This window comes from Streptomyces sp. NPDC059900, assembly GCF_050270335.1.
Classification (GTDB): domain Bacteria; phylum Actinomycetota; class Actinomycetes; order Streptomycetales; family Streptomycetaceae; genus Streptomyces.
The window spans coordinates 471-8,035 of record NZ_JBNNJZ010000378.1 but is presented as its reverse complement, the minus strand read 5'-3'; the positions used below and the strand labels follow the sequence as shown (position 1 = coordinate 8,035).

The following is a 7,565-nucleotide window of genomic DNA, read 5'->3' as shown; positions in this document are numbered from 1 at the left end:
CGCCGTCCGCGCGGGGGTACACCAACCCCCGGGGGCCGAACCCGCCCCCCCCCCCCCCCGCGGGCCCCCCGGGGCCGCAGCCCCCCCCACCCGGCCCCCGCCGCCGTTGCACCCCAGTAGTACGAGAGAGCCATGAACGAAGTCGAACTCGCCGTCGGCGGAATGACCTGCGCCTCCTGCTCCGCCCGCATCGAGAAGAAGCTGAACCGCGTGGAGGGCGTGACCGCGTCGGTCAACCTCGCCACGGAGAAGGCGAAAGTCTCGTACGCGGACGGGGTCGAGGTCGCATCGCTGATCGCCACGGTCGAGAAGCTGGGCTACACCGCACAGGAGATCGTCCCCGCTGCCCCCGAGCCGGACGGGCCTGACGCGCCGGTCACCACCGCCGACATCACCGAACCGGACACGCTGCACCGGCGGCTCATCGGCTCGGCGGTGCTTTCCCTGCCCGTCGTCCTGCTCGCGATGATCCCCTCGCTCCAGTTCGACAACTGGCAGTGGCTCTCGCTGACCCTGGCCGCGCCCGTCGTCGTCTGGGGCGGGTACCCCTTCCACCGGGCGGCGTTCACGAACCTGCGGCACGGCGCGGCGACCATGGACACGCTGGTGTCGGTGGGCACGCTCGCCGCGTTCGGCTGGTCGCTGTGGGCGCTGTTCCTCGGGGACGCGGGGATGCCGGGGATGCGGCACGGCTTCCAGTTCACCGTCTCGCGCGCGGACGCGGCGTCGACGATCTATCTGGAGGTCGCCGCGGGCGTGATCTCCTTCATCCTGCTCGGCCGCTGGCTTGAGGCCCGCTCGAAGCGGAAGGCGGGCACGGCTCTGCGCGCCCTGCTCGAACTGGGCGCCAAGGAAGCGGCCGTGCTGCGCGACGGCGCGGAGGTCCGTGTTCCGGTCGCGCGTCTCGTGGTCGGCGACCGCTTCGCCGTCCGGCCCGGCGAGGCCGTCGCGACCGACGGCACCGTCGTGGAAGGCGTCTCCGCGGTCGACGCGTCGATGCTGACCGGCGAGTCCGTGCCGGTGGACGTGACCGTGGGCGACGCGGTGACGGGGGCGACCACGAACGTCTCGGGCCTGCTCATCGTCGAGGCCACGCGGGTCGGCTCCGACACCCAACTGGCCAGGATGGCCAAGCTCGTCGAGGACGCGCAGACCGGCAAGGCCCGGGTGCAGCGCCTGGCCGACCGGATCGCCGGGATCTTCGTGCCGGTGGTCCTCCTCGTCGCCACCGCCACGCTCGGCGCCTGGCTGGGCGCCACCGGCGACGTGACCGCCGCCTTCACCGCGGCCGTCGCCGTCCTGATCATCGCCTGCCCGTGCGCGCTCGGCCTCGCGACACCGACCGCCCTGATGGTCGGCACGGGGCGCGGCGCGCAGCTCGGCATCCTCATCAAGGGCCCCGAAGTCCTGGAGTCCACACGCCGGGTGGACACCGTCGTCCTGGACAAGACCGGGACGGTGACGACGGGGCGCATGACCCTGCGGGAGGTGTACGCCGCCGGGGACACCGAGGAGAAGCAGCTGCTGCGCCTCGCGGGGGCCCTGGAGCACGCCTCGGAGCATCCCGTGGCGCGGGCGGTCGCCGCGGGCGCGGCAGCGGAGTTGGGCCTTGAGGCGGGCGCTCTGCCCGCCGTGGAGGGGTTCGGGAACGTCGCGGGGTCCGGCGTGCGCGGCACGGTGGAAGGACATGCCGTGCTCGCGGGGCGCGAACGGCTCCTGGCGGACGCGGGAGTCGAAGGGCTCGCCTCGGTGGCCGCGCTCAAGGCGGAGGCCGAGGCAGCGGGGCGTACGGCCGTCCTGGTCGCCTGGGACGGGGTGGCACGCGGCGTCCTCGCCGTGGCCGACACCGTCAAGGACACCAGCGCCGAAGCGGTGCGCGAGCTGCGCGCCCTGGGCCTGACGCCGGTGCTCCTGACCGGGGACAACCAGGCCGTCGCCCGGTCGGTGGCACAGTCCGTCGGCATCGACGCGGACTGCGTGTACGCGGAGGTCCTGCCCGAGGAGAAGGTGGATGTCGTACGGCGGTTGCAGGGCGAGGGCAAGGTCGTCGCGATGGTCGGGGACGGGGTGAACGACGCCGCCGCTCTCGCCACCGCCGATCTGGGCCTCGCGATGGGCACGGGCACGGACGCGGCGATCGAGGCGAGCGATCTGACGTTGGTGCGCGGGGACTTGCGCGGGGCCGCCGACGCGATCAGGCTCTCCCGTAAGACCCTCGCCACCATCAAGGGCAATCTCTTCTGGGCCTTCGGCTACAACGTCGCCGCGCTGCCGCTGGCCGCGGCCGGATTCCTGAATCCGATGATCGCCGGCGCCGCGATGGCGTTCTCATCGGTCTTCGTAGTGACCAACAGCCTTCGTCTCAGGGCGTTTACATAGTCCCTTCACATACCAGTTGCAGTATCCTCACTCATGAGTCCCGATCGGCATATCGGGCGGCTTGCGCATGTTCAGGACATATGCAAGAGACGCAGATCACAGGCATCCGAACGTAACCATTCAGGGGGTTCGCGAGTCTAAGAGGCGATGCAAGGGACGTCTTGGGGGACGTCTCTAGACATCGGGGACATCTTGGGGGATGTTCCTAGGAATGCGTTGGCCGGGGCACGTACACCGGGGAGCTTTGAGCGGCCCTCCTGTTACGTACGCGTCCCGGCAGATCGCATCGCAGTACGACTGGCGCGCTGCCACCACAGACGCCCGGCCGGATCCCGTGGGGGGAATCCGCACCGGGAAACAGGAAAGCGCCCCGTCCGTCGACCCGTGGGGGGATCGACGGCGGGGCGCTTTTCGCTTGGCGCCCCTGAGGGGCGCGGGGAACTGCGCGACCGGCCACAGCCGGCCCGCAGCTCCGGAAGAAGATCAGCGGCCCTCGACCGGGACGAAGTCCCGGAGAACCTCACCGGTGTAAATCTGCCGGGGGCGGCCGATGCGGGAGCCGGGCTCCTTGATCATCTCGTGCCACTGCGCGATCCAGCCGGGAAGCCGGCCGAGCGCGAACAGCACGGTGAACATCTCGGTCGGGAAGCCCATCGCGCGGTAGATGAGACCCGTGTAGAAGTCCACGTTCGGGTAGAGCTTGCGCTCGACGAAGTAGTCGTCGGCCAGCGCGTGCTCTTCCAGCTTGAGCGCGATGTCCAGGAGCTCGTCGGACTTGCCGAGCGCCGAGAGGACGTCGTGCGCCGCAGCCTTGATGATCTTCGCCCGGGGGTCGAAGTTCTTGTAGACGCGGTGCCCGAAGCCCATGAGCTTCACGCCGTCTTCCTTGTTCTTCACCTTGCGGATGAAGGTGTCGACGTCGCCGCCGTCCTGCTTGATGCCCTCGAGCATCTCCAGGACGGACTGGTTGGCGCCACCGTGCAGCGGGCCCCAGAGGGCCGAGATGCCGGCGGAGATCGAGGCGAACATGTTCGCCTGCGACGAGCCCACCAGACGCACGGTGGAGGTCGAACAGTTCTGCTCGTGGTCCGCGTGCAGGATCAGGAGCTTGTCCAGCGCGGAGACGACGACCGGGTCCAGGTCGTACTCGGCGGCGGGCACCGAGAAGGTCATGCGCAGGAAGTTCTCGACGTAGCCGAGGTCGTTGCGCGGGTAGACGACCGGGTGGCCCTGCGACTTCTTGTACGCGTAGGCCGCGATCGTCGGAAGCTTGGCGAGAAGGCGGATCGTCGAAAGGTGACGCTGCTTCTCGTCGAACGGGTTGTGGCTGTCCTGGTAGAACGTCGACAGCGCGCTGACCACGGACGACAGCATCGCCATCGGGTGGGCGTCGCGCGGGAAGCCGTCGTAGAACCGCTTGACGTCCTCGTGCAGCAGGGTGTGCTGCGTGATCTCGTTCTTGAAGCTGGCAAGCTCGTCGACCTTCGGCAGTTCGCCGTTGATCAGCAGGTACGCCACCTCGGTGAAGGTGGAGCGCTCGGCCAGCTGCTCGATCGGGTAGCCGCGGTACCGGAGGATGCCCTGCTCGCCGTCGAGGTAGGTGATGGCGGATTTATAGGCGGCGGTGTTGCCATAGCCGCTGTCCAGGGTCACCAGACCGGTCTGGGCGCGGAGCTTCCCGATGTCGAAGCCCTTGTCGCCGACAGTTGAGTCGATCACCGGGTAGGTGTACTCGTCGCCATCGCCGTACCGCAGTACTACAGAGTTGTCGCTCACGTCATCCCTCACCGACGTTGTGCCTCTTCTTCGAGGTGCCCTGACTGTCTCTACCATCCCCCATTTGGCCCTGGAGAGTGCACTCGGGGTCGACCATTGGGCCTATTGGCGGCACTCAGTGCCGCCAACCTACTCATCCTGCCCCTCTTCGCCCCGGTTGCGGAAGTGGTGTGTGACCTTTCCTACTCGTTTGATCGATCAAAATTTCCGGTGGCCTGTCCGGGGATGGATCCCGCGGTCGGCCTCGGGGTGGATCCGGGGGTGGATCCGCGGCCTCCGGCGAGCCGGAAGTCCAGGGCCGTACAGCGTCTGCCCGCCGAAACCGTGCGCACCGCTTGTCCGAGAGCCTTGCGCGAACCGACCAGGACGACCAGCTTCTTGGCGCGCGTGACCGCCGTGTAGAGCAGATTGCGTTGCAGCATCATCCATGCCCCCGTGGTCACGGGGATCACCACCGCCGGATACTCGCTGCCCTGGGAGCGGTGGATGGTGACCGCGTACGCGTGCGCCAGTTCGTCCAGTTCGTCGAAGTCGTACGGAATCTCCTCGTCCTCGTCCGTCAGGACCGTGAGCCGCTGCTCGTCGGAGTCGAGCGAGGTGACTACTCCGACGGTGCCATTGAAGACGCCGTTCCGCCCCTTCTCGTAGTTGTTGCGGATCTGGGTGACCTTGTCGCCGACGCGGAAGACCCGGCCGCCGAAGCGCTTCTCCGGTACGTCCGGTCTGCCGGGGGTGATGGCCTGCTGGAGCAGGCCGTTCAGGTTCCCTGCGCCCGCGGGGCCGCGGTGCATGGGGGCGAGCACCTGGACGTCGCGGCGCGGGTCGAGGCCGAACTTCGCCGGGATGCGCCGCGCGGCGACGTCCACCGTGACCCGGCCCGCGTCCTCGGTCTCGTCCTCCACGAAGAGGAAGAAGTCGTCGAGACCCTGCGTGATGGGCGGCACCCCGGAATTGATGCGGTGGGCGTTCGTGACGACGCCGGACTGCTGGGCCTGGCGGAAGATGTGGGTGAGGCGGACCGCGGGGACGGGGCTCTGCTCGCTGAGCATGTCGCGCAGGACCTCGCCCGCGCCGACGCTCGGCAACTGGTCCACGTCTCCGACGAACAGGAGGTGGGCGCCGGGGGCGACGGCCTTCACCAGCTTGTTGGCCAGGAGCAGGTCCAGCATGGACGCCTCGTCGACCACCACGAGGTCGGCGTCCAGGGGGCGGTCCTTGTCGTACGCGGCGTCTCCGCCCGGCTTCAGCTCCAGGAGGCGGTGGACCGTGGAGGCCTCGGCGCCGGTCAGCTCGGCGAGGCGCTTGGCGGCGCGGCCCGTGGGGGCGGCCAGGACGACCTTCGCCTTCTTGGCGCGGGCCAGCTCCACGATGGACCGCACCGTGAAGGACTTGCCGCAGCCGGGGCCGCCGGTGAGGACGGCGGCCTTCTGCGTGAGCGCGAGCCTGACGGCCTGCTCCTGCTCGGGGGCGAGGTCGGCGCCCGTACGCCTGGCCAGCCAGCTCAGGGCCTTGCCCCAGTCCACGTCCTGGAACGCGGGCATGCGGTCCTCGGGGGTTCTGAGGAGGCGCAGGAGCTGGGCGGAGAGGGAGAGTTCCGCGCGGTGGAAGGGGACGAGGTAGACGGCGGTGACGTCTTGTCCGTCCGCGTTCCCGGGGGCGCTGTCGGGTCCGGGGACCTTCTCCCGTACGACGCCTTCCTCCTCCGTGGCCAGCTCTGCCAGGCAGTCGATGACCAGGCCCGTGTCCACCTGGAGCAGCTTCACCGCGTCGGCGATGAGGCGTTCCTCCGGGAGGTAGCAGTTGCCCTGGTCGGTGGACTGGGAGAGGGCGTACTGGAGGCCGGCCTTGACCCGTTCCGGGCTGTCGTGCGGGATGCCGACGGACTGGGCGATGCGGTCCGCCGTGAGGAAGCCGATGCCCCAGACGTCTGCGGCCAGGCGGTAGGGCTCGTTCTTCACCATGGAGATCGAGGCGTCCGCGTACTTCTTGTAGATGCGGACGGCGATGGACGTGGAGACGCCGACGCCCTGGAGGAAGACCATGACTTCCTTGATCGCCTTCTGTTCCTCCCAGGCCGCGGCGATCATCTTGGTGCGTTTGGGGCCAAGGCCCGGGACTTCGACGAGGCGCTTGGGGTCCTGCTCGATGATGTCGAGGGTGTCCACGCCGAAGTGGGTGGTGATGCGGTCCGCCATGACGGGGCCGATGCCCTTGATCAGGCCCGAGCCCAGATAGCGGCGGATGCCCTGGATGGTGGCGGGGAGGAGCGTCGTGTAGTTCTCCACCGTGAACTGTTTGCCGTACTGCGCGTGGGAGCCCCAGCGGCCCTCCATGCGCAGGGACTCGCCCACTTGTGCGCCGAGGAGTGCGCCGACGACCGTGAGGAGGTCGCCGGCGCCTCGGCCCGTGTCCACGCGGGCCACGGTGTAGCCGTTCTCCTCGTTGGCGTAGGTGATTCGCTCCAGGACGCCTTCGACCACTGCGGCCGTTGCCGCTCCTGCCTTTGCCTTTGCTGCCGCTGCTGGACTCGACATGCGCTGACGTTATCGCTCTGCGCTGACAGTGCGGGGGGCCTGTGGATAACTCTGGGGTGGGGATGGGGTGGGGGTGGGGGTTGGCGTGGGTTCGGGGCAGGGCGGTCGGGGTGGGAACTTCGAAGGGGCCCGGTCATTGAAGACCGGGCCCCTTCGGGTTTCCCCTCCCCTGTCGGTACTCCGCGATCCCCCCAGATCCCCCTCCGGAAGTCCCGACGCAAAGTACGACCCGCGTCGGGCGGGAAGGGTTGCACGGGCAAGGCGACTAGTTTTCGGAGTGCCGATGGAGGTGGGCAGAAGTAGCGTTTCGCTCATGAGCGATGAATCTGCCGCAAACCCGGCTGACACCTCCTTGGAAAAGGACGTCCTCGACGAGCTCGGCGATGACCGGCTCCAGGAGATCGCGGAGCTGCTCGGTACGGATGCCGCGGGGGCGCAGGACGTGGTGGGCACCACCGTGAGCGCGCTTTCGGGGAACCTCCAGGAGAAGGCGGAGGACCCCGTGGAGGCGCCGGAGGTCGAACAGGCCTTCGCCGAGGCGTCGCCTCCGCAGGGGGTCGTCGGGTTCGGGGGGTTCGGGGGGCTTGCGGCGGGCGGGATGTTGTCGGGGATGCTCGCGAAGATGAGCAGGCCGGTGGCCAATGCGGTGGCCAAGAAGACGGGGCTGCCGGCGGCGTCCGTGACGCGGGTGATCGAGCTGTTGATTCCGGTGCTTCTTACTGTGCTGACGAAGCGGGCGCGTCGGTCGTCGGGGGCGGGGGCGCCGGGGGCGCCGGGGCCGGGGGGCGGGGCTGGATCCGGGGGTGGGCTTGGTGACTTGCTGGGGCAGATCCTGGGCGGCGGCAAGAAGCGGTAGCGGTACGGGGGGGTGGGGTG

The 7,565-nt window shown here is 69.1% G+C and carries 4 protein-coding genes; 2 read left to right on the top strand and 2 right to left on the bottom strand.

All coding sequences use genetic code 11. From position 1 onward, the window contains the following. The first annotated feature begins 132 nt into the window (after positions 1 to 132). Positions 133 to 2,379: a heavy metal translocating P-type ATPase gene (locus tag ACQKIP_RS33110; protein WP_365857613.1), complete on the top strand. Its 2,247-nt coding sequence runs from the start codon at positions 133 to 135 to the stop codon at positions 2,377 to 2,379. A 483-nt stretch (positions 2,380 to 2,862) separates the two neighbouring features. Here the strand turns inward: ACQKIP_RS33110 and ACQKIP_RS33105 are convergent, their stop codons facing one another. Next, positions 2,863 to 4,155, bottom strand: coding sequence for a citrate synthase (locus tag ACQKIP_RS33105; protein ID WP_190080357.1), 1,293 nt, complete (start codon positions 4,153 to 4,155; stop codon positions 2,863 to 2,865). A 182-nt stretch (positions 4,156 to 4,337) separates the two neighbouring features. Continuing rightward, complete coding sequence (gene recD2, locus ACQKIP_RS33100; RefSeq protein WP_365857611.1) at positions 4,338 to 6,689, bottom strand: SF1B family DNA helicase RecD2; 2,352 nt, start codon at positions 6,687 to 6,689, stop codon at positions 4,338 to 4,340. Positions 6,690 to 7,002: 313 nt separating this feature from the next. Here recD2 and ACQKIP_RS33095 point away from each other — a divergent pair, with 313 nt between their 5' ends. After that, positions 7,003 to 7,545, top strand: coding sequence for a DUF937 domain-containing protein (locus tag ACQKIP_RS33095; RefSeq protein ID WP_365857609.1), 543 nt, complete (start codon positions 7,003 to 7,005; stop codon positions 7,543 to 7,545). Positions 7,546 to 7,565 lie beyond the last annotated feature (20 nt).